Raw genomic sequence first — 25,088 nt, 5'->3', positions numbered from 1 at the left:
GTATCATTATTCTTGAGTGAGGCACTCAAGCAAAGAGGAACTGAAGATGAAAATATCGATTATTGGCGCAACGGGTTTTGTCGGCAGAGCATTAGTCGCTGAAGCGTTGCTTCGGCACCACCAAGTGACGGCTATTTCTCGTCATAGTAATCAATTATTTCAGCACGCTCTTTTAATCACCGCCGCTGGTGATATTACAGATATCCCATGGTTAACCTCTCGGCTTAAAGGACAGGATGTCATCATCAGCGCGTTTAATGGTGGCTGGCAAAATCCGAATTTGTATCAAGATACCGTGGCAGGAAACCAGGCCATTTTACAAGCAGTACAAAAATCGATGGTAAAACGATTTATTGTGGTCGGTGGTGCAGGAAGCCTAAAAATTGCTTCAGGTATTGATTTAATTGATTCCCCCGATTTTCCTGCCGAAATAAAACCAGGCGCTCAAGCAATGAGGGAATTTAAGAACCAATTACAATCCATTGATTCATTGGATTGGACCTACATTTCCCCAGCCGCAATACTCGAGGAAGGAGAAAGAACAGAAACCTTCCGTCTTGGAGGCGAACAATTGCTGATGAATGGCAACGTTCCTGCGAAAATATCAGTTGAAGATTTTGCGGTAGCTGTACTTGATGAGGTAAATAATAGGCAGTTCATTCGCCAACAATTTACTGCAGCATATTAAGTTTAATCGAAAAAAAAGCCGGTAAATATTTACCGGCAAAGATAGATAACAGAACTTAATTCACATATTTCTGCTTTAACTTACTTTTCACTATGTTTCGCTGCATAGATTTCACTATTCACCCAGTTATGGTCTTTTTCCCATGTAAATAACCACTTACGGGTTGGTCCTGCCATCACATTAAGGTAATAGTTATCATAACCAGCCACTGTCGCCATTGGGTGATACCCTTTTGGTACCATAACAACATCTTTGTTATACACCGCCATACATTCATCTAACTCACGATCATCCGTGTAAACGCGCTGCATACAGAAACCTTGGGAAGGATTTAAACGATGATAATAGGTTTCTTCTAGATAAGTTTCATTGGGTTCATTATCGGTATCATGTTTATGGCTTGGATAAGAGCTAGTACAGCCTTCATCTGTAAAGACCTCCACGACTAATAAGCTATCAGCGGCTTTATCATCCGGCAAAATATTATGCACATAGCGTTTGTTATAACCATGGCCACGTTGTTCCGCACCAATATCATCAGGGCCAATTAAACGAGTTGGGTAAGTTCCTTTTCCTTTTGCCCTGCAAACTGCCAATTCAAGGTCGGTATCTGCCATGACCTCAGCAAACTCTTGCGCTGTAACATACACCGCATACGGCTTTTTACGCTCGAAAGGATCCATACGATCGCCAATATTTTCAAACGCTTGATTCGGTGTTTTAATTGTCGCTTTACCCGCCACCAGCACTAAGCACATTTCATTTTCAGAGGCAGGCAAGGAGATAGACTCGCCTTGTTTTAATTCATAAACATCAAAGTGAACATATCCCCAGTTAGCGATTTTCGGAGTGATATGCTGAGTTCGCTTATGTGCATCTGGAGCATGGTATTTCGACAATAATTTTGACATAACTTTCCTCTGACACTTTTTAGGTTCTAGATATGTAATTCTTTTCAGTTACTAACCGTTTCACCAATTAAACAGTTCAGTTTGTGGCTAGAGTCAGCAAACAAAGCTAACAACGCCACAGACTGAAATATGACGACGACGATTTAGATTAAGCCCGCATCCTTAGCAAATTTAGACAAATTGTTGTAACCCAATGTGGCATAAGTCAATGGATGTGCGATCGCAGGATCTTGCTCTGCTTCGACTACTAACCAGCCATTTTCATATTGGCTATTTTTCAATACTTTAAACACTTCTGGATAGTTAACGCAACCATCACCGGGTACCGTGAACACCCCTGCTAATACTGCATTTAAGAAACTGGTTTTACGGTTTTTAACATCTTTTAGAACATCTGCACGGACATCTTTGCAATGCACATGATTGATACGTTTTGCCCAGCGTTTTGCCACTTCAACTGGGTCTGCACCGGCAAAGGTTAAATGCCCTGTATCCAGTAATAAACCGACCTCATCCCCTGTATGTTTCATTAAATTATCCACATCTTCTGCGGACTCGATCACTGTCCCCATATGATGATGATAGGCAATCTTAACCCCTTGAGATAAAGTATATTTTGCGAATTCGGTCAATTTTTTACCGTATTCTTCCCATTGGTCAGCTGGGAACAATGGGCGCATATGAACAGGTTTGTTTTGATCGCCATGAATACAGTGAGTCACTTCCGCGAAAACCATCACTTTAGCGCCTAAATCACGTAGCAATGCTAAGTGCTCTTGTACCGCTTCAATTTCTTCTTCCACACTGCGAGATAATAATTCTCCCGAATACCAGCCTGAAACCAATTGTAAGTCATGCTGCTTTAAGATCGGCCCTAAGATTTCCGCTTTACGTGGAAATTTATTACCTAGCTCAAAACCAGCGAAACCCGCTTGACGACCTTCAGTTAAACATGTTTCTAGAGACGTTTCTGCCCCTAAAGTGGGTAAATCATCATTCGTCCATGTCAACGGGTTGATACCAAGTTGGATTGCCATGATGAAGCTCCTGTGTAGGTAAAAGTAATATTATTTACGCTGACGCCATAAGGCTATCAGGTTTAAGTAATTGTTTTTGATTTTCTGCACCAGCTCATCGTCATTGATTTCACCTTTCATCCACTCCAACGAAGGCTTACCAAATAAAGTGCGGCCAACAGCAAATCCTTTGACGATTGATTTCCCAGCGGCTGCGTTGAAGCCTGCTTGTAGCTCAGCTTGTGGTGCGTCAAGTCCTAAGAGCACGACACCGCGGCAATAAGGGTCACGTTCTTGAATTAATTGATCAACTGCATCCCAGTTTTGCGCTTGTAGTGGTGGTAATTTCCACCAATCTGGATTTATACCTAAGTTATAGAAGCGTTTGATTGCGCGTAAATACAGCTCATCGTTGCGTTCCATATCTGCGGGCAATATCACCTCGAGCAACAATTCATGCCCTGATTGGCAGCAAGCGCTATACACTTCTTGAACCGTTTTTTCTTGCTCTAAGCGCAGTGGATGGTTGTCTTCTGGGTGAAAAAATACCAAACATTTGACAATATGCTCTTTTGGCCAGCTAATCAGCTGAGAGCCAATATTCCCATGCTCTAAGCATAATGGTCTTGACGCAGGTAGCTCAATTGGGCGGCCTATCCACCAACCACGGCCGGTTACATCATTCAATACGTCTTGGCCAAATGTACTATCACAGAGTAACCCTGCTTTCCCCTGCAGATTTGCCTCTTCGGCTACTTCACTACTAGCGCGGTAAATCAATTTTTTCAGGGTTGGAATGCAAGAAATATCAACCCCTGCGAGGCGTGCCATATCAACAAATTGAATGCGGTGGTCAAATGCCATAACACAAAGTTCATTCCATTGTGTGCTACGTGAAGTCACACGGTGCAAATGGTTAAGCATCGGGTCGAGATCTGGGCGTGGAACTGCTGCTGCACGCTCAAGGTAATTATCCAACTCGATTTTTGTTGGCATTGCAGGCGCACAGCCATGGCGCGAAACCACTAAAGCCCCACAAGCATTCGCATAAGCGCAGGCTTTTTCCCAACCATCGCCGTTTAGATAACCGCGAAGTAGGCCAGACATAAATGCATCACCGGCACCTAATACGTTGAGAACTTCAACTCTCACACCATGAACGGTGATCCCTTCGTCCAACGTTTCTGGGATCTCACCACTAAATACCGAGCAGCCAAGAGAGCCGCGTTTACACACCAGTTCCGCATCCGTTAATTGGCGAATGTTCTTAAGTGCTTGTACGGTATCCGTCGTCCCGCCTGCAATATGAAATTCTTCTTCTGTACCGACAATCAAATCGAACATCGATAATACGTCTTGCAGTTGTTGCGTGACACTATCGGAAGCAATAAAACGCGTTTCACCATCACCCAAAGAGGTCAGTCCCCATAAGACCGGGCGATAATCAATATCAATGGCTGTTTTGACATTATTACGTTTAGCATATTCCAACGCTTTTAGTACTGCCGCGCGAGTTTTCAGGTTAGATAAATGCGTTCCTGTAATTGCCAAGCAGCGTGCAGATGCAATATATTCTTCAGAGAAATCGTCTGGCGTAATCGCCATATCTGCGCAGTTATCACGATAGAAAATTAATGGGAAAGTATCCTGATCTTTAATCCCTAAGATAACTAATGCCGTTAATCTGTCTTTGTCTGTAATAAGATGGCTAGTATCACAGCCTACACGCTGTAACTCCTCACGTAAAAAGCGCCCCATGTGTTCATCCCCCACACGGGCAAGCATTGATGATTTCAATCCTTGTATTGCAGTGCCGAATGCAACGTTTCCTGAAGAGCCGCCTAAATATTTGGCAAACGAGCTCACATCTTCTAAACGAGAACCTATCTGTTGTCCGTACAGGTCAACGGCAATACGGCCCATACAGATAACATCTAACTTCTTCTGCTTATCCATTAATTACCCCTTAACTACAACAGAATTAATTGATTTCTTTAACGTTAACCCAACGTTGTTCGTCATATGAACGTGCTATCGCGTCTAATATTCGTGATACTTTCCAGCCTTCTTCAAAATCAGGCCACATTGGCTGCCCTGTTGCAACGCCATCAATTAAATCGCGCACTTCAACTGTTTTTTGGTCATTGAAGCCAATACCATGACCTGCAGCATTACAAAATGGTGCATAATCCGGGTGTTCTGGCCCAACAAAAATTGTTTTAAAACCTTGGCGGTTGCTAGGTTCATCATGGCGATAGAGCTTTAGCTCTGCCATTCTTTCTTGAGTGAAAGACAACGTTCCTTTGGTGCCGGTCACCACATAGGTTAGCCCCATTTTACGGCCAGCTGCGATTCGTGAAGTTTCAATGACGCCCATTGCGCCACCAGCAAAACGTACCATGGCATGCGCTTGGTCTTCATTTTCAACCGTAACCATAACGGTTGATCCCGTTTTTTCAGGGCGCTGTTTAATCACAATTTCCATATCACCACAGACGGTTTCAATATCCCCTACTAGGAATTGCGCCATATTGATAATGTGTGCAGACAAGTCCCCCAAAGCACCTAACCCTGCCTTTTCTTTAAAGCAATGCCAGTGAATTGGGGCGCTAGGGTCAGCCATATAATCTTCATTATGAGTGCCATAAAAATGGATAACCTCCCCGATTTCGCCATTTGCAATGATTTCTTTGGCTAGCTGCGAAGTTGGGTTTTTCATATAGTTAAAACCCACTAACGTTAAGACGCCGGCTTGTTTAGCCGCTTCGACCATTTCTTTGGCATCTTCAGAATTGAGTGCTAATGGTTTTTCACAATAAACATGTTTACCATGCTTAATTGCCTCCATTGCCATTTCTTTGTGCAGGAAATTAGGCGAGCAAATATCCACTACATCAATATTTGGATCTGCAACTAATTTGCGCCAGTCATCCGTTGCACGATTAAAACCCATTTCCTGAGCTCGGGTTTGTGCTAGCTCAGGGGTAATTTCTGCAATCATTTCGCGAACCAATTTCCCCTGCAATGGAAAAACGGTTGGTGCTTGTGCATAAGCAATGGCATGAGCTCGTCCTATATAGCCAGTACCTATCATCCCGATACGGATCTCTTTCATCTGTTCTACCTCTCGCTCATTTCTTGTAGTGCAATAGCTGGCCCAATATTCGTTCCAGATTTTATTTCAATAATGATGTTATACGGAACATTCGTTTCATTTTCAATATTATTAGAAACATTAATTTCATTATGTGATCTAACGTTAATTTTTAGTGTAATTAATTAATTTATAAGAAAATAAATATTAAATTTAAAGAAAGGAAAAATAATAGAGTCGTGATGAGATGGAATAAAATGAAATAGAATAACTAAAAATGAAATTTATTGAGTATGGGATCTGGCAAGATCCCATACTCTCTTCAGAACTAAAAATTAACGATGAAGAATACTTAAAAACTCTTCTTTACTTGAGGTCAGAGACAGTGCATTGGCAATAAATTCGTCACTAAAAATCAACGCAATTTCCCTAAGTACATCAATATGTTCCCTTGATTTTGCAATCACGCCTATGGCAATAAACATCACATTGGTTCTGTCCCAAATAACACCGTCAGGAAATTGAAAAATTTCAACACCGGTATGCAAGATAATATCATTAGCGGACTTAGGTAGATGTGGCAACGTGATGCCATTCCCCAAGAATGTTGATATCTGTTGCTCCCTTTCCGTTAAGAAATGTACACAATCCCTATCAACATAACCTTTATTTTTAAATTCCGTACCAACCATTTTGAGTACTTCAGCTTTATTTCTTGCCTGACAACCTAAATGCAAATTACTTGTGGTTAGTTGTTCTATCATATCCAACCCTCGATTAAGTTAATTAGGTATATTCACACCACCAATAAGTAATAATTACATTGATGAGAGCTCTTCTTCTAATTGCTCTAATGATTTGTTTGATGTTTCTGGCAATAACTTCACGACAAAAACGATAGCTAAGTAGTTTATTACCGCAAAAATTAAGAATACCGGACCTAAACCAAGTTCTGCTTGTAATACAGGGAATAAATAACTCACAATCGCATTCATAATCCACATAAAGAAGACCGAGATCCCCATGGATAACCCGCGAATTTTAAGTGGGAATAGCTCAGCAAGTACTACCCACGTTAAAAAGCCCATCGTTCCTTGCATAACCCCAACAAACACCGCGCCAAGTAACCAAATCAATGTTGCTTTAACATCCCCGGTTAAAAAGTAGTCTGTAGCTGCAATTAATAAGTGTAACGATGCCATTAGCGCAAAACCACCAACAATCAGTGTCTTACGTTTAAATCGATCAACAAGGAATAACACCCCTATCACCATACCACCAACAGAAAAAACACCATTTAATACGTTGAAAACTAAAGATGTTTGCTCAGAAAAACCCGCTGTTTTGAGAATTTCTGTGCCATAATACATAATAACGTTAACCCCAGTTGTTTGCTGTAATGCCGCCCACACCATCCCAATTAAAACCAATTTAAAAATCCAAGGTGTATTAAAAATTAACGCTAAATTTTGTTTATTGGCATTCGGATGACGTTTAGCTTCCGCAGCTTCAACATCTAATAACGTCACGATATCTTCATATTCTTGAATTGCACGTTTTTCAGGACGAATTTGCTTCAGTATTTTCAAGGCTTCTTCACGACGGTTTTTACTCATTAACCAACGTGGGCTTTCAGGCGCTTTCCACATACCAAATAGCAAACACAACGCGGGCACGGCTTGTACTAACAGCATATAACGCCAAACATCAGGAAGATGGCCCCAAATTGAACCGATAATCGCATTAATAGCAAATGCTGCTAGCTGCCCGATAACAATAGCAACTTCATTTAACCCAGTGAGTTTCCCCCGCATTTCAGTCGGAGCCACTTCAGAAATAAATGTCGGTGCCGTCACTGAAGCCCCGCCCACCGCAAAGCCCAATATAAACCGAGCAATAAGAAGAACTTCAATATTTGGGGCTGCCGCAGATAAAAATGCCCCAAATAAAAACAGAAATGAGAGGTAAAGCAAATAAGTACGGCGCCCGACAAAGTCTGCTACACGTCCACCACAAACACTGCCTAGTGCTGCGCCCACTAATAGGACACTCATTACCAGCCCTTCTGTGGTTGGCGTTAAGCCCATGTTTTCTTTCAGTGATGAAAATGCACCGTTAATGACACCAGTATCATAACCAAATAGTAATCCACCAAAGGTTGCAACCAAGGTTATTTGGTGCAACCTTTTTCTCTGTTGTTGATTGAGATTCATGATTAATGACATATTATTACCTTATTATTTGAATCATTATGTCTTACCAAAAAAACAATTTTTCAATATTTAAATAAATGTTTAATGTTAAATATTAAATAATGAAATAAGTTTCTGGCACTCTGGTTTGAATCGCTACTTTGCTAGCTTTAGGCCTGATCGATAAACTCTTTGAAAATAGATTTCGCAAATTTAAAACGATGAATACATCAGTTAAATTAAAGAAAGTAAGATTATAAAAAGCCTCAATTAATCTCGGAATATTGAAAGCCTAAAGAGTATTAAATAAAATGTAATATCAGTATTTTATATACTCATTAATAAATGAATATATTTACTATTGCGGCCAAAAATTAATTTTTAACCGCAAGTCTATAATCAAGTTAAATAGTATTACCGCATTAATTACAATTTAACTTCTTTACCTGTTTTGAGTGACTCCAGTGCTTTGTCTGCAAGATATAAAGCCAATTCACCATCGGTCCCTGTCGTTTCAGATTCCGCACGGCCTGCTAAGATATCAACAAAATGCTGCCACTCTGCTTGGTATGCTTCGTGGTAACGTTGTAAGAAGAAATACTCTGGCTTGGCCGATAAGCACCCAACTTCACTTAACAGCGCAACACTATTCTCTTTAATATTACCAGCCGTTAATAATCCTTTTTCACCATGTAATTCAATGCGTTGGTCATAGCCATAACCTGAACGACGGCTGTTAGAGATGGTCGCCATTGCGCCTGATGGGAATTTTAAGATAATAAACGCGGTATCAATATCACCTGCTTGGCCGATCGCAGGGTCAACAACATTGCTGCCTTGTGCGTAGACAGAGCAAGGCTCCTCGCCAATCATAAAGCGCGCCATATCAAAGTCATGAATAGTCATATCTCTGAACATACCACCGGAGACTTTAACATATTCTGCAGGTGGTGGTGACGGGTCACGAGATGTGATAATTAAAGATTCTGCTTTACCAATAGCGCCTTGTTGGAATAAATTTTTCAAGTGGCGAAATTGAGGATCATAGCGACGGTTAAAACCAATAAACAGTGGAACGTTATGTTCTTTTACGCTTTTTAAACACTGCTTCACACGCTCAAGGTCGAGGTGAACAGGTTTTTCACAGAAAATCACTTTTTTATGTTTGGCTGCTAGTTCGATTAGATCAGCGTGAGTATCTGTGGCTGAAGCGATTAAAACACCCTGTATATTAGGGTCTTGCATTGCTTCTTCTGTTGTCTGAACTTTGGCTTGGTATTTTTCAGCCAAGGCAACCGCATTGGGTTGGTAAGGGTCGATGACAGAGTAAAGTTTGGTTTCTTTATGGCCGGCAATATTAACAGCATGAACCTGTCCGATACGTCCTGCGCCGAATAGTGCTATATTGAACATTCAAATGCTCCTTGATACCTTAAATCCACTATTTGGATATTACGGAATATACCAAATAAAACGTTCATTTCAATTTATAATTTTTTGAAAATTATATTTTTGGGCTCTAGATAACAAATGTTATATTAAAGTGTATTTTTAGTGTTATTCAGATCACAAATTGACAATGCAAGCGAATAGCATTTAACAATAAAGTCTGTGTTTGTCGGCATATTAAATTTCCATAACTTCTTTTTTTGTTCTTTCCCTACCTCGCAATAAAACATATATTTCAATAAATAAATTTTTAAACTATAAAAACCATAAAAAAAACCCAGCCAAAGCTGGGTATATAATCCAAAATGATTCGAGTTGTATTGGCGATGAGCGTAACGCTATCCCCATTTAACTTGAAGTATGACGAATATAGAACGGCAAGTGATAACCACTATGCAAATAAAAACCAAAGCAATCCCTGCTAAGTTTCCAGTAACTACCCTACTTAGTTACACATCTGACTCATTAAGAAAACGAAAAACATTCCTCGACGGTAAAACACCGTCGAGTTATTTTGACACTATAAGGCACTAGCGCAATATGTTGATTAATAAAGACGAACTTTATGTTCAACCATCTCTTTAATTTTTTCAGCGGAAGCAACTATTTGAGGCTTTTTAGAAACTTGTGCCGTGCCTGTGCGCCACCAAGCTTCATAACCATCGGTCATTGTTTTCGGAAGTACTTTAATATCAATCAATACACAGCCCGAATGGGACTTCGCGTCTTTCAGTGCGGCAATCAATTGTTCCTCATCATGTACCCGATAACTTTTACAGCCATAGCTTTCTGCGTTTTTAGCAAAATCGACCTTCACTAACGGTCCATCCATCAAGCCCGTTTGTGGGTTCCTGTAGCGGTTTTCTGTACCAAAACTCCCCATTCCTTGGCTCATCTGCAGGTTATTAATACAACCAAATCCTGCATTATCAAACAGTAAGATGGTGACCTTAATATTCTCCTGAATCGCGGTTTGTAATTCGCTGTGTAACATCAAATAAGAACCATCTCCGACCATCGCATAAACAGGTTGCTTCGGCGCAGCGATTTTAGCACCAACAGCGGCGGCAATTTCATACCCCATGCATGAATAACCATATTCAAGATGATAGGTATCTCGCTGTTTTGGTAGCCAAATACGTTGTAAATCTCCCGGTAATGAACCTGCTGCCCCCACAATAATGGCATCGTCTTCCATGTATTGCTGCATCAAGCCTAGCACCCGTGTTTGTGCCAGTTCTGTACCTAGCGTTTTACGGTATTCTTCAAGCTTATCATCAAGATGGCCTGCAATTTCAGGGACAAAATCTAATGGTCGATACTGTATACTAAACAAGCGCTCCAGCTCATTTTTCCACTGTTGTTTAGACTGCTGAATTTCATCCCCCCACTGAGCTTCATAGTGAGAATCTTTCAGCTTTATATCCAGTGCTTGAAGTGCTTCTTTGGCATCTGCAACCACTTTCAAAGCATCTAACTTACTTGCATCGAATTCCGCAACATTGATATTTAAGAAGGTTACATTTGGATGACTAAATAAAGATTTAGATGCGGTGGTAAAATCCGTAAAGCGGGTGCCAACACCAATAACTAAATCAGCCTCTTTAGCTAACAAGTTTGCGGCTAACCCACCTGTAGTGCCAATTCCACCCATATTCAAGGGATGACTGGCAACGACGGCACTTTTACCCGCTTGAGTTTCACCAAATGGAATCTGGTAATCTTCAGCAAACTGTAAAAATGCCTCGTGAGCTTCGGAATAACGTACGCCACCGCCACAGATGAGCAATGGTTTTTTCTTACTGCGGATCAGATGAACGGCTTCTTCGATACTCACCGTTGTCGGTGGTCTACGTTCAATACGATGGATTCGTTTTTGGAAAAAATAATCGGGGTAATCCCACGCCTCGCCTTGAACATCTTGAGGTAGGCAAATGGTTACCGCGCCAGTATCCGCAGGATCCGTTAACACCCGCATGGCATTAACCATGGCTGCCATTAGCTGTTCAGGCCGTGAAACCCTATCCCAATAACGTGAAACTGGGCGAAAACAATCATTAGTACTGATAGTCCCATCACCGTATTGTTCGACTTGCTGCAATACTGGGTCGGGCTGACGTGTTGCAAAAGTATCGCCAGGTAGTAATAACAGTGGGATGCGATTCGCCGTAGCTGTTGCGGCAGCTGTGATCATATTCGCAGCACCTGGGCCAACAGAGGACGTAACCGCAAAAATTTGTTTACGTTTTTTTTGTTTGGCAAAGCCTGTCGCAATATGTGCCATGCCTTGCTCGTTGCAACCTTGATAAACACGTAGATGCCCAGGCGCCTCTTCGAGCGCCTGACCTAAACCCACAACGTTACCATGGCCAAAAATCGTAAATACTCCCTGAATAAACGGATACTGCTCACCATCGACATCAACATATTGTTGGTTTAGAAATTTAACCAACGCCTGAGCGGTCGTCATTTTCTGCTTATTCATACGGGTCTCCGTTTATTCCATGGTTGGCATTGTGAAACTACTTTCATGGTGTTCTAAGCGAACACTTGCAGGCCAGCGACTAGTGACTGTTTTCATGCGAGTATAGAAGCGAACACCATCATTTCCATGTACATTTAATGGACCAAAAATAGAACGTTTCCAACCACCAAAACTGTGGAATGCCATCGGTACTGGAATCGGTATGTTGATCCCAACCATTCCAGCTTGGACATTTTCTTGGAATTCACGAGCCGTTTCACCATCACGGGTGAAAATAGCCGTTCCATTTCCATATTCATGTTGGTTAATTAGTTTCAAACCCGTTTCGAAGTCTGGAACACGCACTACGGCTAAGACAGGTCCAAAAATTTCTTCTTTATAAATGTCCATCTCAGGAGTGACATTATCAAATAATGTTGGTCCTACAAAATAACCATTTTCGAAGCCTTTCACTTTAAAATCACGGCCATCAACTAATAACGTCGCACCTTGTTTTTCACCGCTAGTAATATAGTCACAGATTTTAGCTTTGTGCTGTGCTGAAATGACGGGACCCATATCATTTTCTTTGCCTTGCGTAATACCTGGCCCGACGGACATTTTAGCAATTTGACCTTTCAGGTTAGCAATGAGCGCATCTGCTGTTTCATCACCGACGGCTAAGACTACAGATAATGCCATACAACGTTCGCCCGCTGCACCAAATGCCGCGCCCATAATGGCATTAGCCGCCTGCCCCATGTCCGCATCCGGCATTAAAATACAATGGTTTTTCGCACCACCGAGTGCTTGACAGCGTTTGCCATGAGCAGATGCCGTCGTGTAAATATATTCAGCAATAGGTGTTGAGCCAACAAAACTAACGGCTTGGACTTCTGGCGCAGTTAAGAGCACATCGACAGATTCTTTGTCCCCTTGAACAACGTTAAATACGCCATCAGGTAAACCTGCTTCTTTTAATAATTTAGCTAATCCTAATGCTAAAGAAGGGTCTTTTTCTGATGGTTTTAAAACAAAGGTATTGCCTGTTGCAATAGCCACTGGGAACATCCACATCGGTACCATTGCTGGGAAATTAAATGGTGTAATTCCCGCACATACCCCCAGAGGTTGCATTAATGAGTGGCTATCAACACCGGTAGCAACATTGGCTGAGTGCTCACCTTTTTGTAAGTGAGGGATACCACATGCAAATTCAACGACTTCCAAACCACGAGTTAATTCACCTACCGCATCAGAAAAAACTTTACCATGTTCTCTTGAAATTAAACGAGCCAGTTCATCCATATTCTCTTCCAGCAATGCTTTAAATTTGAATAAGATCCGGGAACGTTTCAAAGGGGAAAGTTTTGACCATTTAGGGAATGCTTTATTCGCAATCTCAATTGCTTTTTTTGTTTCATCGGCACTGCTAAGTACAACCTGAGCAATTTGCTCACCCGTTGCTGGGTTGAATACCGGTGCAAAACGCCCACTTTTGCTGGATACTATCTCACCACCAATGAAATTATGAATCTGTTCCATGTTGCCTCTCTTTAGCTGACAGAGTTACCTTGTTACTCAATGTATATGAAATATTTGTTTCATTTACAACTAAATTTGAAATAACATTCAATTTATGTGATCTAGACAAAGTTTTTATGAAATTTTTAATCGCGGCTAAAAAACACCTATTTTAAACTTATGTCCATCACTTATTTATTGGCTATTTTTCCTTTGTATTGGGCTAAACATGGCTTTCTTTCCATCAAGAAAATAAGAGAACAAATTGATGTAAGCTGTTCAATTTATTATCCCAAATTCAAATTATTTTAAGATCCTAAAAAAAGAAAATTTTTAAATATGAACTAAGTGTTTCAAAAAGATTCGACTAACGCCGTAAAACAACTACAATTAGAGCCAAATTCTGGAGGTTATATGTCAAGTGCATCAAATTTAAATGAGTTTCAAGAGCAAGTTCGCTCAAGGTATGACGAATTAAGTAAACGGCTACAGCAAGTAGCACGCTATGTGTTAGATAATACGAATAGTGTCGCATTTGATACAGTTGCCGTCATTGCGAAAGAGGCTAAGGTTCCGCCTTCGACTCTAATCCGCTTTGCAAATGCGTTTAATTTCAGTGGGTTTAATGAAATGAAACAATTGTTTCGTATGAACCTCGTTGAAGAAACGGCCAGCTACACAGATAGAGCCCGCATGTTTCGTGAAATGGACGGCTCCCAAGAACTGGGAGATGACCCTTCCCAAATTTTGAAGGAGTTCGCTCATTCTAACGCCCAAGCTTTACAACAAATGGCAGCCAGAACCCCTGCTGAAGATATCGAAAAAGCCGTATCGTTATTAGCAAATGCACAAAATATCTATATTATCGGTTTGCGTCGCTCATTCAGCGTTGCAACGTATTTAAGTTACGCTCTTAGCCATTTGGAATGTCGCCCAGTACTTATTGATGGGCTTGGCGGAATGTTCAAGGAACAGATCAGCAGGATCAGTGAAAATGACGTCGTTATTTCAATCAGTTTCACGCCTTACGCTTCGGAAACTGTCATGGTAAGTGAGAAGGCGGCCCAAGCAGGTGCGCAGCAAATCGTTATTACTGACAGCCAAATTAGCCCTTTGGCAAGTTTTAGCGATGTTTGTTTTGTTATCAAAGAAGCCCAAGTAGATGCATTTCGTTCGCAATCAGCCACCTTATGTTTAGCACAATCACTGACCGTTGCATTAGCCTACCGTCAGGGCAGCAGCTTAGTCTAAGATATATGGCTCTGTAATTAAACACCTCCATTAATTCAGAGCCTCTTCCAGTCCTTTCTCTAATTAACGTAGACGTCATTATTAAAAACTAATTAAGTTTCATTTTTTTCTTTAATTTGTGAGTCTCATCAGAAAATACAAATTCTAAAAAGACAATGAAATGAAATTATTATTTCACCCTGCTATGTTGGGATTATATCTCGTGTTAGATAAAACCAAGAATAAGGGCTAAGCATGTTAAATACACACTTTCTTTATTTACTCGGCCACCTTCGTTTACTTGAAGAGCAGCATTCTGTCACGTCACTTAATCGCTCTGGTATTGGTTTAATCGGCACTGCACCTTATAACCAACTTTATATAAATGCGATAAAATGCTGCGCTCATCATAGTGAGCTAAAGTCAATTTGCCATTTGTCTCCATCTCTACCTTCTATGACTTACTTTATGTGTCAAAAGAAAAAGATAGAAGAGTTGATCAATAATGATGACGTTGACTGCATTATAATGACATCCACTTGCAGTGATGAGTTACTAAGATTTGCAATTCAGACTGCGGTATCTGCCGGAAAAGATATCCTATTGAATGATATCCCCAACTTTAGTGAAAACGAATTGAAGGAGATATTAAAGCAAGCAATGCGCCATGATGTATTGATTGATTATAACCAACCTCTTAGCTTTGATAACCAGTTCAATCAAATAAAAGCGTCTTTAATGTCTAAACGTGGTACCGAAACAGGGTTATTGCGTATCACAGCGCACCGAATAATAGAAACTGAAAATCAATTACCATTCAATATACTACGAAACACCATCACAAAAAACATAGAATTATTGTTATCCTTGATGCCTGATTTTGTCCTTTCATCCCCCGCTATTCAATACTCACATCCCTTTACTAAAAGAATCGATGGCGATGTATTGATGATTAATTTACGCCAAGAAAACGGTTTATTGATTTCATTTGAAATCTTTTTCAATACGGGGAAGATTTTAGACAAACTGTCATTAAAACAATGTAATAACCGATATGAGATAAAGGAAAAACTCTCTTTTAATGAAACATATCAAGAGATTAATCAAAATAATTTTATTGTAGAGCAACTCGACCAATTTGTTTTAAGACTCGGTAGCAACACAAAACTAGCCAAAATTAATCAATGGAGTCGCGCCAATAAACTAACAGATATAGTAATAAAACAGCTAAATACTTATGGATATATTTGATTATTACAAAATATAAAGATAATTCTGATAGTAACAGTTAATATTATTATAATCACGAATGGTATAACAATACTATACCGCTTAATGTTACATTCTAAAATTACTTATAATCAGTGTATTGAACTACATGTGCCACTATTCACATTGACAACGCCATATAAAAAAGAAGCGGGATCAACATTGAAAAGATAAGCAAATTGAAATAGTGAATCGACATCAATACAGCTTTCTCCTGTCTCAAATCGACTCATTTCTTCTTCTGTTACACCAATTAAACTCGCCATCCGTTCTATCGATATCTTATGGTTTTCTCGTTGTTTTCGGATTTTTATCCCTAGCATTTTAGCAATGTTTTCCTTCCCCATAATAACCTCTATTAAATATTAAAATGAATATTATTAACCGGTGCGTAAACTATCACCAACCATAAATTTATAAATTGACTTATAATAATAAAACTCTAACTAAATAAGTCATTTAAAGACAATCCATTAATGAATTAAAAAAGTAAAAACCATATAAGATACTGATATGTAAGGCCATATCGCTTTCTTTTTAACTGTGATTCTGATCACGTTATTTTTATAACCTAATAGGTATAGAAAACTACACGGTAATAAGCCAACGACTTCAAAATCACATTTTCAATTTAACCAAAATTCTAGCTTACATTTTCAATTTAATAAAATTATCTTGACTGATTTAATGTTATAACCTTAAGAAATTCGTGACAATTTGTATTCATGCGTATCAATAAGTTTCCAAAACATAATTATAATAAAGAAATTTTTTTTCAATCATAAAAAAAGGCGATTTTTTTTATTTATTAGTCGAATAACAACATTAAATTTAGGTATTAAATATAAAAATTTTCATATTAATCTATAAAGCTAAATCACCTTTTCATATTAGCGCCTTACATTAACCTGCTCTTATTCTGAATATCTAAAATTAATTATCACACCTAGCTATTTTCGGTAAAAAAATTCACTCCACTGCATTTATGCCATGTTCATTACCTTCAGTCTATACCACAATACGTAAAAATTAGACAAATTATGTAAACGCTAGATAGGTGTACTCAAGCAATCTAGCTACGTTTCCACCGCCCAATACTTACTTAACTTCACATCTTTTTAATAAAATTGTCAGTTAGCATGGTATCCTATTACGAGCACCTATGAGTACTTACAATTCATAACCTTGCTATATTATATGGCTTGTTATTTTGTTGGTAAGTAAAAGAGACCTGAAAGGATAATCATGCTACAAGAAAGTGTTATCAGGGAAATCATTCTCTGGATAGAACAAAATTTAGAATCTCGCCTATCCCTAGATACTGTTGCCGATAAATCAGGATACACCAAATGGCACTTTCAGCGCCTGTTTAAGAACCAAACAGGGCTCGCACTTGGTTCCTATATCCGAGCAAGGCGCCTTTCTTGTTCTGCTGTCGCACTACGGCTAACAAATGACAGCATAATGGATATTTCTCTGAGGTACCGTTTTGACTCACAACAAACTTTTTGCCGTGCGTTTAAAAAACAATTTAATCTGACCCCTTCTGAATACAGAAAACGACAGGGTTGGAAAATTGAAGGGTTTTGCTTACCTCTACGAGAGAATAAAGAGCTCAGTGTTCAAGTTAAATTGACTCAATTGCCAGCCATCAATTTACTCGGAACTAAACATCGTTACACTAAAGATATTAATGAGTGGAACCTAAAAACGGATGAGCTACGCCGACACTATTGGATGGATTTCTTCAATAAAAACCATTATGTCACACAGCATTTATACGCCATTCACGGTGTTGATCAAAGTACTAATGCAGAAGGCCATTTCCTATATACCACGGCTCTAGATGAACAAGATGTTGATATTGCACTTCCGCAAACAACCAACTTACAGTTACCCACAGGAAATTATTTAGAAATCAAGATCACCAGTAGCCTTCATGGTATAGATTACAATGATATTATTTATACTGCTTATGGGAAGGTACTTGCTGAAATGGATATCGTCCGTGGTAAAGGGCCTGATATAGAGCAATATGTCCTAAAATCCAAACCCACTTATGAAGCATTCATTAATGATTCACGCAATTTCATCCAAGAGCTAAATTACTATATTCCTGTTATTATTTAACGACTAGCAGCACCCCATACGAATACTGTATGGGATGCTAGCCTAACAATTAAAAACTCACATTAATTTTTGCCCAGAAATTTCTCCCTGGTTCATTCACTGGTACATTGGATGAATAACCAAAACCGCTATTTCCAGCTAAATTAAGGTGCTCGCTATAGGTTTTATCAAAAAGGTTATCAACGCCTGCGCTTAATTTCATATTTTCATTAATTTTATACGCTGTATTTAATGAAAATATTGTGAAACCTGCACTCTTGCTAAAATCTTTCCCCACCACATTACCATCATTAATCGCAACACGATTTTGACGGCTAACAACGCGTACTAAACCTGTCGTAGTCCAATCACCTTTTTCCCACGATAAGCCAAATCGGCTTTCCAATGGTGGCATTTGCGGTAACGCTTTGCCATCTGTACGATTTTCTCCCCAAGAGTAAGCAAGACTTGCATCGGCTTTCCATTCATCACTGAGTTTCTGTGCTATACCGAGCTCTCCGCCCATAATTAATGCGTCAACATTTTCAACTTGGCTCATTCGCGGGTTTGTCGCGCTATAACGGAAGAGAATAAAATCATCAACACGTCCCACATACGCAGAAACCCATGCATTGGTGTCTTCATGGCTATATTTAGCACCAATATCTAACTGAGTCGTTTTTTCTGTTTTTAGCTTATCAAACACATTATTGCTACCATCTGGTCCGAGTTTAGGCGAAAACAACTCCCAATAATCAGGAAAACGTTCTGTATAGCCGACACCAGCATATACCATAACAGGTGTACCAGATAAAGAATGCTCATAACGCGCAAAGCCCGCTGGCATCACCGTATTACGCCCTGAAGAGCCTACGCCTGTACTATTTTCAACTATCACACGATCTAAACGAGCCCCGCTAACAACTTTACCTTGCTCAGTCGCATGCCAAGTTAGCTCACTAAAAACACCATAATCTTGGAATTGTGCATCTTTTTTCCAGCTATTATTATTGTTTTTACGATGTTCATTGGTCTGCATGTCAGCTCCTGCACGCAGTTCATAGTCTTTCCATAACCATGTTCCCATGGTACGGCCGCCCATGGTTTCACGGTCAACTCGCATTTTCATTGGCATATTCATCATACCGTGGCCTCTATGCCCCATATGCCCGCCCCCCATTCCACCGCCTAATGGAGTACGAAGCGAGTAATTATCCATAATATGATCGGCGTAATTGTAGTAAACATTTGCTTCAACTTTATCTAAAACATCACCGATATTACTCTTTTCAAAGCGTAAGCCTAAGCTTTCACGTTTAAACTGAGAGCCATCCATTCCCCTCCCTGCATAACGAGCTTCGCCGTCGCCTTTACCAGCGGTTAATTCTAATAATGTATATTCATCTGGCGTCCAGCCGATAGCAATATCAGCGTTCCACTTATCCCATTTAGAGGGAACCTTATCACCATTGCCATCTTTATAATCATTTGAACGTGATTTATTACCAATAACACGAACATAACCCGTTTCATTACCTAAGCTAATATCAGCATTACCATCCCAGCGCTCATTAGATGCCGTTAAGGCACTTGCGTTGCCTTTAATACCTGCTTCAGTAAATAGCGGTTTTTCGCGCTCAAACCGGATTGTTCCTGCTGAATTCCCAGGCCCCCATAAAACAGTTTGTGGCCCTTTAATCATATTTAATACATCAAAGTTTTCCGGTGAAATATAAGAAGTCGGTGCATCCATACGAGAAGGGCATGCACCCAACATTTCACTATCATTGGTTAAAATACGCAAACGAGACCCAAACATGCCACGAAAAACCGGATCTCCGTTAGTTCCACCGTTACGTATCTGTGAAAAGCCTGGGATCGTTTTAAGGTAATCAGAACCATCACTCGCAGGGACGGGCTGCCTTGGTGTTTTAGGGGATGTCGTAATAGTCAATGGTGAATCGACTGGCGCAGTAACAATCATCACTGAGCTATTTGAGATTGGGCTTTGGTTAATTTCAGTTTTAGCGACTGTAGGTGCTGTAAAAATCGCACTAATAACCAGCGTTGCAATAGGAGCCACTTTAAAAACGTATTTGTTCATTTTTTACCTGTTTCTTAGAATATAGGTACGCTGCTTTCGCCTCTTAGCTTGCAAATGCATTTTCAGCACCCGTGGGTGAACCTCTTAAAAATCAAAGAAATTCAAGATGAACGAAAACGCTTTGCACAATAAAGGCAAAAATAGCAATTAAATTAATTTGTAAGATTTATCATGCTAAGACATCAGTAAATAGGCGGGGCTCTAGCGAGATGTAATGACCATGGTCTAAATAACCAAATGTGAACGTAGCGCTCAAAAGGAACAAATAGAGTCAGCGTGGCGAGTTGTCGAATAACCGCAGCAATAAATAAGATAAGAAATGGAAAGTGGACCAATAACTGACAGTAACCACATGCAATGTCTTCCATCGGAGACTGCCCCATCCCCGTCATTAACATATGATTCATTGGTGTAGAAACGTCACAATTTTCAGGCATTGGCATACTATGATGCGAATGCATCGATTGGTCTGCCATTGATAAATGCTCAACTGCACTATTAGAGCTAGGGCTCACGCAGTGTTCCATCAGCCTCATCGATTTAGAGAACAATGGAGCAATAAACAGCATAGCCACAGCCAATAATGCAAGGTAGGCAGCAAATTGTCTGATTGAAGTGCGCAGGTGCAACGTTTTTCCGTCATCTGAGTACGAATTTATAGTGCAGAATTGTATCTTATTTAGATACCTATTGTTATTGGTATTTACCGAAAATGTTAATTTAAGATGAACTTTATTGATAAAATTGATTATCTATCATCAATACAAACCCATTGAAAAATCAATCAATTGACTGATTTATAGTATTAGATACTTTTCTCTAAGTCACCAAACTGTTTTAAAGGCGCCATAAAAAAGTAGCAACCACAAGTGATTGCTACTAATTTTCTATCCAAAAAATTCTAAAAATAACAAAGGGTATTCTATGCTAATAAGTTTGCAGGGTTATCAATACAAAGGCGGTTAATCATCGATTTATCCACCCCTTTTTTGGCCAATAACGAAAGAAAAACATTGGGTACAAACCCCCAACCATTACCGCCATTTTTTGCCCACATTTGTTTGAGAAAAACATCATGGCTTAACACAATTTGATGCCCATAACCCATTTCAATCAGTTTACAGACCGCATCCGCGGTTTCTGTCACCGTAGGTGCAACACCTTCTTTTGGAAATGAAATATCTAGCCCAATCATGTCAAACTCAAGCCAAACGCCTCTATCAAGTATGCGGCGTTGATAGTCAAAGTCTTTACCTGACGGGTCTGAGTGCGCCAATGAAATTTTAGCAGGATTAACACCCATCTCTTTGATTAAAATATCGAGAACTTCATCTCCCCGACGTTGCCAGCCTGGCATATGAATATTCATTGAAACATGGTTATTCGCCAATTGTGCTACTGATGCCGCTCTTAGACTATTCTTTTCACCATCCGTGAAAAAAGGCGACACCCCGATTTCACCAATCATTCCTGCGCAAATATCCGTTCCATCAATCCCTACATTGAGCTCATCATCAATCATTTTAGCCATAGCATCGATATCATTAACTAAGCGGTCACCTTCAAACTTTTCAATATACAAACCAGAAGAAGCAACCACATTAATACCAGTTTTAATGGCAACTTCGCGCAGTTGATGTACATCACGGCCAATAGCTTTGGAACCTGTGGCATCTACCAATGTTTTGCCACCGAGTTCCTTAAAATTATTGACTTCATAAATCACATCTTCAATTGGCTTTTTATCCATATTGTCACAGCAGCAATATGGGTCGTGCTTCAGCCCCCATTGAATATCTGCACTGACTTTTTTATCAACCAACACATGTGAGAAGTCATAAAATGGCTCATCGACAACTGTTGATAAATCATTAAACAGATGTTCATGTGGTAATGTCAGTCCCATATCTTCTTTTTTAACAGGTCCTGTCACCGTTTGGATATAACCTTTCATTTTTATACTCCTGCGGCTTTTGTCGCTTTGGCTTCTCTAAACTCAGGAATGGTCGTAATTATTGCGCCGACTAATGCAAATACTGTTCCGATAATAGTCACTAAGTACACGGTATTGCCCAAAGAAGGTAACAATAGGTCAATGAGTACTGAACCTAGTAACTGCCCTGCTGTTGAAGCAACACCGAGCATTAACAGGCCTAAACCGCGGACTAAAATTGCCATTAACGCGATTGACATCAAACCTAACGGGCCACCTAGATACATCCACCAAACACCTGGTAAGTCTAAAGTGAGATGACCTAATGCCATACGGATCACGAGAGCTATCGTCAATACGGTAAAACCAACAATAAAGTTCCACGTAATAGAAACCATCATTGAACCTGTTGCTTCTGCAACTTTTGAGTTACCTGCAGGTTGCCACCCTGCTAACAAACCCGCTAAGAAAGGCAAAATAGCTAAATAAATGGCAGAACTTGAATGCCATTGTGGTGAAACTACAAACAAAGTCGCGACAACCGCAAAAATAGCACCTAATACACGGAAGATAGTGAACGGTTTTTTCTCATCGATACCAATACCAAAGCGGTCGCACAGCAAGCCTGATAATAGCAACGCAGAAATCAATGCAGTTTGGAAGGTTGCAATACCTAATGCACTCGCAGATGCACCTTCAGAAAACACCACCATCGCACCGCACAGGCCAGCAAACCAGTTCCATAATGGGATTTTTTTATTTTTAATTAAGCTAGGAATTGCTGCAAATTGTTGCCTAGTTTGTTTCTTCGCAATAATGATAAAAAACATCACCACCAAACCACTGGCAAATGAAATAACGGCACTCGCATTTCCATCTTTTAATACATCACCCAGTTGCCCATTCACTGCAGATTGCATTGGCGATAACATACCGGCTAATACCGTCGCTATCATTAAAAAAGGGGTAGAATAACTTTTAGCACTCATAAAATATTCCTTTTGGATTTTTGACTATGAGTCATTATTTTTGTAATCGGCTTACAAGGTGCTGAATTAACTCAGCACCTATTTTCTTTATTTTAATTTTTTACTTTTAAAGAATTAATTAACGAGCGATTTGCTTAAGAATATTTATCCACATATCTGAATAATGTTCCCAAGCCATAAACTCACGGCTTCCCCAGTGTGGCGAGCAGTCACTCATAAAACAGCCTGTTTTTCCTTTGTCATATTCACCAAATACCAGCAATGGGTCTTCACCAATATTTAAAACAACTTGTGTATTTTCTTTGGCAACAACTTTGTTATAGCCTAAAAACATTGGCCAATTACCAAGGTTTTTAATTGATTCATGGCCTATATTGACCGGTGTTGCAAAAACTCCCTCAGGGGTTTCAACACGGTCGTCACCATCTAACATTTCAACCGGTAATACATCGGCTAATAATGTATTTTTATAATTAGCTTTCGCTTCAATTCCCATAAATGACAAGTAACCGCCAATCATTAATAGACCACCACCTTGGCTAACATATTGTTTAATTAACCCAAGTGCGTTAGGTAATACTTTCATATTATAGAAAGTGTCATTTTGTAATAAGAAAGTATTGGCACCAATATCACTAATGACTACAACATCATACTTCTCTAACTCTTCTACAGTTTTAGGGAACGCCATTTGCACGGTATGTGCAGGCATGTAATCAATTTCAACGCCTTTATTTCTTAAACATTCTAATAAGAACGTTGCGCCTTCTTCATATTTACTTGAAGTAAAACTGTCATAACCTTTAGTGTGGATCATATGGATATGCCATGATTCACCAATAAATAAAATTTTCATTTTTTTCCTCTTTTCAGAATATTAATTTATTCAGGGGATTGAGTTACAACCTGAGAATAGGTTGTTTGATTAATACGATGCATAACATTAATATCTTCTGGCATTTCTGAAGCATTACTTGTTTCAACAGCAAGGGATGAAAATGCCGATGCATAGCGTAAGGCATAAGAAAATTGTTTGCCTTTAGCCAAAGATGCAGCAAGAGCCCCATTGAATGCATCACCTGCACCCGCCGTATTCTTAACAACAGCTGTATAAGCCGGAGAATAAATAAACTTATTACCATCAAATGCAATAGAGCCTTTACTTCCAAGTGTAATGACCACCTTTTTTACCCCCTTGTTATAGATAACTCCAGCCGCTTTTTTAGCGCTTTCTAAATCGATAACATTAATGTTAGAAAGCAAACTTGCTTCAGTTTCGTTAGGGGTTAAAATATCAATCTTTTCAATTAACTCATTAACTATGTCATTATAAGGTGCTGGATTCAAAATAATTGGAATATTATATTCATTACCAATATCAATAATTTCCTTTAACGCTTCAATATTAGTTTCCAACTGAAGAAGAATAATATTTGAGTTAACAATTTTATCTTTTTGAATCTTCACTTCGTCAGCAGTAATATCCATATTAGAACCTGGATATATTGAAATAATGTTTTCACCACTATTTTCAGAGACAAATATAGACGCAGTACCTGTTTGATATTTTTCAGTTTGGTATATTGTTGACGTTTTAATTTTAGATGATGATATAAAGTTTATTGCATATTCACTAAATTGATCTGTTCCTATTTTTGTAATAAAGTGGACTGGTGAATCTGAATAACTTGCTGCTAATGCTTGGTTACATCCTTTGCCACCAGGAGAAAAAATAAATTTATTTGATAATAATGATTCGCCTGCCTCTGGTAACCGAGGTAAGTAACTAATCATATCTACGTTAAATGAACCTAATACACATACTTTACCTAACACGGCATCATCCTTATCTGTTCTTTCATTAAAACTTTCATTGCACTCAAGAAATTGAATTATTTCTTTTTTAGCAACTTTATCTAGTGTTTCAAATTCGATGTATGCTCCACCATGGCAACGGCTAATAATTCCTTTTTTTGCTAAATAATTTAAATCTGCTCTAATGGTTTCTTTAGTGACATTAAGTTCTTTCGATAAAACAGAAACTTTGGCTGATCCAGTATTTTTTAAAATATTAATTATTTTCTTATGTCGTTCTGCTTTCATGCCATTTTACCTC

General features: G+C 39.3%; 20 protein-coding genes. 4 read left to right on the top strand and 16 right to left on the bottom strand.

Annotated elements, in window-relative coordinates; all coding sequences use genetic code 11:
• The first annotated feature begins 46 nt into the window (after positions 1 to 46).
• Positions 47 to 688, top strand: coding sequence for an NAD(P)-dependent oxidoreductase (locus tag PSE83_RS09120; RefSeq protein ID WP_004262119.1), 642 nt, complete (start codon positions 47 to 49; stop codon positions 686 to 688).
• 80 nt (positions 689 to 768) lie between these two features.
• On the opposite strand, the gene iolB is transcribed toward PSE83_RS09120, so the two are convergent.
• The 9 genes from iolB to PSE83_RS09075 form a co-directional block, all read right to left on the bottom strand.
• Positions 769 to 1,599 carry a 5-deoxy-glucuronate isomerase gene (gene iolB, locus PSE83_RS09115; RefSeq protein WP_004262120.1) on the bottom strand — a complete coding sequence of 277 codons (831 nt, stop codon included), beginning with the start codon at positions 1,597 to 1,599 and terminating at the stop codon, positions 769 to 771.
• Between the two features lie 143 nt (positions 1,600 to 1,742).
• A complete protein-coding gene (gene iolE / locus PSE83_RS09110; RefSeq protein WP_004262122.1) occupies positions 1,743 to 2,636 on the bottom strand; it encodes a myo-inosose-2 dehydratase in 894 nt (297 codons plus the stop codon).
• Positions 2,637 to 2,666: 30 nt separating this feature from the next.
• Positions 2,667 to 4,571: a bifunctional 5-dehydro-2-deoxygluconokinase/5-dehydro-2-deoxyphosphogluconate aldolase gene (locus PSE83_RS09105; RefSeq protein ID WP_272660824.1), complete on the bottom strand. Its 1,905-nt coding sequence runs from the start codon at positions 4,569 to 4,571 to the stop codon at positions 2,667 to 2,669.
• Positions 4,572 to 4,596: 25 nt separating this feature from the next.
• On the bottom strand, positions 4,597 to 5,730 hold the full coding sequence (locus PSE83_RS09100) for a Gfo/Idh/MocA family protein (RefSeq protein WP_004262126.1): 1,134 nt from the start codon (positions 5,728 to 5,730) through the stop codon (positions 4,597 to 4,599).
• Between the two features lie 314 nt (positions 5,731 to 6,044).
• A complete protein-coding gene (locus tag PSE83_RS09095) occupies positions 6,045 to 6,473 on the bottom strand; it encodes a PTS sugar transporter subunit IIA (RefSeq protein WP_004262128.1) in 429 nt (142 codons plus the stop codon).
• 54 nt (positions 6,474 to 6,527) lie between these two features.
• On the bottom strand, positions 6,528 to 7,934 hold the full coding sequence (locus PSE83_RS09090) for a sugar porter family MFS transporter (protein WP_004913304.1): 1,407 nt from the start codon (positions 7,932 to 7,934) through the stop codon (positions 6,528 to 6,530).
• A gap of 393 nt (positions 7,935 to 8,327) precedes the next feature.
• Positions 8,328 to 9,314 carry an inositol 2-dehydrogenase gene (gene iolG / locus PSE83_RS09085; RefSeq protein WP_004262138.1) on the bottom strand — a complete coding sequence of 329 codons (987 nt, stop codon included), beginning with the start codon at positions 9,312 to 9,314 and terminating at the stop codon, positions 8,328 to 8,330.
• A 583-nt stretch (positions 9,315 to 9,897) separates the two neighbouring features.
• On the bottom strand, positions 9,898 to 11,835 hold the full coding sequence (gene iolD / locus PSE83_RS09080; protein WP_164564905.1) for a 3D-(3,5/4)-trihydroxycyclohexane-1,2-dione acylhydrolase (decyclizing): 1,938 nt from the start codon (positions 11,833 to 11,835) through the stop codon (positions 9,898 to 9,900).
• Between the two features lie 12 nt (positions 11,836 to 11,847).
• A complete protein-coding gene (locus PSE83_RS09075; protein ID WP_004262148.1) occupies positions 11,848 to 13,359 on the bottom strand; it encodes a CoA-acylating methylmalonate-semialdehyde dehydrogenase in 1,512 nt (503 codons plus the stop codon).
• 393 nt (positions 13,360 to 13,752) lie between these two features.
• Between PSE83_RS09075 and PSE83_RS09070 the strand changes: the two genes are divergently transcribed.
• Together PSE83_RS09070 and PSE83_RS09065 are read left to right on the top strand one after the other, a co-directional pair.
• On the top strand, positions 13,753 to 14,589 hold the full coding sequence (locus tag PSE83_RS09070; protein ID WP_036958475.1) for a MurR/RpiR family transcriptional regulator: 837 nt from the start codon (positions 13,753 to 13,755) through the stop codon (positions 14,587 to 14,589).
• Positions 14,590 to 14,823: 234 nt separating this feature from the next.
• Entirely contained in the window at positions 14,824 to 15,819 is a 996-nt protein-coding gene (locus PSE83_RS09065; protein WP_036958477.1) for a hypothetical protein, read from the top strand.
• A gap of 110 nt (positions 15,820 to 15,929) precedes the next feature.
• On the opposite strand, the gene PSE83_RS09060 is transcribed toward PSE83_RS09065, so the two are convergent.
• On the bottom strand, positions 15,930 to 16,184 hold the full coding sequence (locus tag PSE83_RS09060) for a helix-turn-helix domain-containing protein (RefSeq protein ID WP_004262164.1): 255 nt from the start codon (positions 16,182 to 16,184) through the stop codon (positions 15,930 to 15,932).
• Positions 16,185 to 17,082: 898 nt separating this feature from the next.
• On the opposite strand from PSE83_RS09060, the gene PSE83_RS09055 reads away from it, so the two are divergent.
• The gene (locus PSE83_RS09055) at positions 17,083 to 17,967 is read left to right on the top strand and encodes a helix-turn-helix domain-containing protein (protein ID WP_272660823.1); all 885 of its coding nucleotides are present in this window, start codon (positions 17,083 to 17,085) and stop codon (positions 17,965 to 17,967) included.
• A gap of 49 nt (positions 17,968 to 18,016) precedes the next feature.
• Here PSE83_RS09055 and PSE83_RS09050 read toward each other — a convergent pair whose 3' ends face one another.
• The 6 genes from PSE83_RS09050 to PSE83_RS09025 all read right to left on the bottom strand — a co-directional run bounded on the left by PSE83_RS09050 (position 18,017) and on the right by PSE83_RS09025 (position 25,075).
• Positions 18,017 to 20,050 carry a TonB-dependent copper receptor gene (locus PSE83_RS09050; protein ID WP_164564898.1) on the bottom strand — a complete coding sequence of 678 codons (2,034 nt, stop codon included), beginning with the start codon at positions 20,048 to 20,050 and terminating at the stop codon, positions 18,017 to 18,019.
• A 182-nt stretch (positions 20,051 to 20,232) separates the two neighbouring features.
• Positions 20,233 to 20,679: a DUF2946 domain-containing protein gene (locus PSE83_RS09045; protein ID WP_036958478.1), complete on the bottom strand. Its 447-nt coding sequence runs from the start codon at positions 20,677 to 20,679 to the stop codon at positions 20,233 to 20,235.
• 293 nt (positions 20,680 to 20,972) lie between these two features.
• Positions 20,973 to 22,004, bottom strand: a complete 1,032-nt coding sequence (locus PSE83_RS09040; protein WP_004262175.1) for a phosphotriesterase family protein — start codon at positions 22,002 to 22,004, stop codon at positions 20,973 to 20,975.
• A 2-nt stretch (positions 22,005 to 22,006) separates the two neighbouring features.
• Positions 22,007 to 22,972: a DMT family transporter gene (locus tag PSE83_RS09035; protein WP_004262178.1), complete on the bottom strand. Its 966-nt coding sequence runs from the start codon at positions 22,970 to 22,972 to the stop codon at positions 22,007 to 22,009.
• Between the two features lie 118 nt (positions 22,973 to 23,090).
• Positions 23,091 to 23,828, bottom strand: a complete 738-nt coding sequence (locus PSE83_RS09030; protein WP_004262184.1) for a glutamine amidotransferase — start codon at positions 23,826 to 23,828, stop codon at positions 23,091 to 23,093.
• 26 nt (positions 23,829 to 23,854) lie between these two features.
• Positions 23,855 to 25,075, bottom strand: a complete 1,221-nt coding sequence (locus PSE83_RS09025) for a PfkB family carbohydrate kinase (RefSeq protein WP_004262186.1) — start codon at positions 25,073 to 25,075, stop codon at positions 23,855 to 23,857.
• Positions 25,076 to 25,088 lie beyond the last annotated feature (13 nt).

It is taken from the genome of Providencia sp. PROV150, from assembly GCF_028481025.1.
Lineage (GTDB): Bacteria > Pseudomonadota > Gammaproteobacteria > Enterobacterales > Enterobacteriaceae > Providencia > Providencia hangzhouensis.
This window is presented reverse-complemented; position numbering and strand designations above follow the sequence as displayed.

Bases quoted from the DNA above. Each gene is read 5' to 3' on its own strand.
- PSE83_RS09060 (WP_004262164.1), bottom strand. From the start codon at position 16,184: ATGGGGAAGGAAAACATTGCTAAAATGCTAGGGATAAAAATCCGAAAA.
- PSE83_RS09075 (WP_004262148.1), bottom strand. From the start codon at position 13,359: ATGGAACAGATTCATAATTTCATTGGTGGTGAGATAGTATCCAGCAAA.
- PSE83_RS09030 (WP_004262184.1), bottom strand. From the start codon at position 23,828: ATGAAAATTTTATTTATTGGTGAATCATGGCATATCCATATGATCCAC.
- PSE83_RS09100 (WP_004262126.1), bottom strand. From the start codon at position 5,730: ATGAAAGAGATCCGTATCGGGATGATAGGTACTGGCTATATAGGACGA.
- iolG (WP_004262138.1), bottom strand. From the start codon at position 9,314: ATGTTCAATATAGCACTATTCGGCGCAGGACGTATCGGACAGGTTCAT.
- PSE83_RS09105 (WP_272660824.1), bottom strand. From the start codon at position 4,571: ATGGATAAGCAGAAGAAGTTAGATGTTATCTGTATGGGCCGTATTGCC.
- PSE83_RS09025 (WP_004262186.1), bottom strand. From the start codon at position 25,075: ATGAAAGCAGAACGACATAAGAAAATAATTAATATTTTAAAAAATACT.
- PSE83_RS09070 (WP_036958475.1), top strand. From the start codon at position 13,753: ATGTCAAGTGCATCAAATTTAAATGAGTTTCAAGAGCAAGTTCGCTCA.
- PSE83_RS09090 (WP_004913304.1), bottom strand. From the start codon at position 7,934: ATGTCATTAATCATGAATCTCAATCAACAACAGAGAAAAAGGTTGCAC.
- PSE83_RS09055 (WP_272660823.1), top strand. From the start codon at position 17,083: ATGCTACAAGAAAGTGTTATCAGGGAAATCATTCTCTGGATAGAACAA.
- PSE83_RS09120 (WP_004262119.1), top strand. From the start codon at position 47: ATGAAAATATCGATTATTGGCGCAACGGGTTTTGTCGGCAGAGCATTA.
- PSE83_RS09040 (WP_004262175.1), bottom strand. From the start codon at position 22,004: ATGAAAGGTTATATCCAAACGGTGACAGGACCTGTTAAAAAAGAAGAT.
- PSE83_RS09095 (WP_004262128.1), bottom strand. From the start codon at position 6,473: ATGATAGAACAACTAACCACAAGTAATTTGCATTTAGGTTGTCAGGCA.
- iolD (WP_164564905.1), bottom strand. From the start codon at position 11,835: ATGAATAAGCAGAAAATGACGACCGCTCAGGCGTTGGTTAAATTTCTA.
- iolB (WP_004262120.1), bottom strand. From the start codon at position 1,599: ATGTCAAAATTATTGTCGAAATACCATGCTCCAGATGCACATAAGCGA.
- PSE83_RS09035 (WP_004262178.1), bottom strand. From the start codon at position 22,972: ATGAGTGCTAAAAGTTATTCTACCCCTTTTTTAATGATAGCGACGGTA.
- PSE83_RS09050 (WP_164564898.1), bottom strand. From the start codon at position 20,050: ATGAACAAATACGTTTTTAAAGTGGCTCCTATTGCAACGCTGGTTATT.
- iolE (WP_004262122.1), bottom strand. From the start codon at position 2,636: ATGGCAATCCAACTTGGTATCAACCCGTTGACATGGACGAATGATGAT.
- PSE83_RS09065 (WP_036958477.1), top strand. From the start codon at position 14,824: ATGTTAAATACACACTTTCTTTATTTACTCGGCCACCTTCGTTTACTT.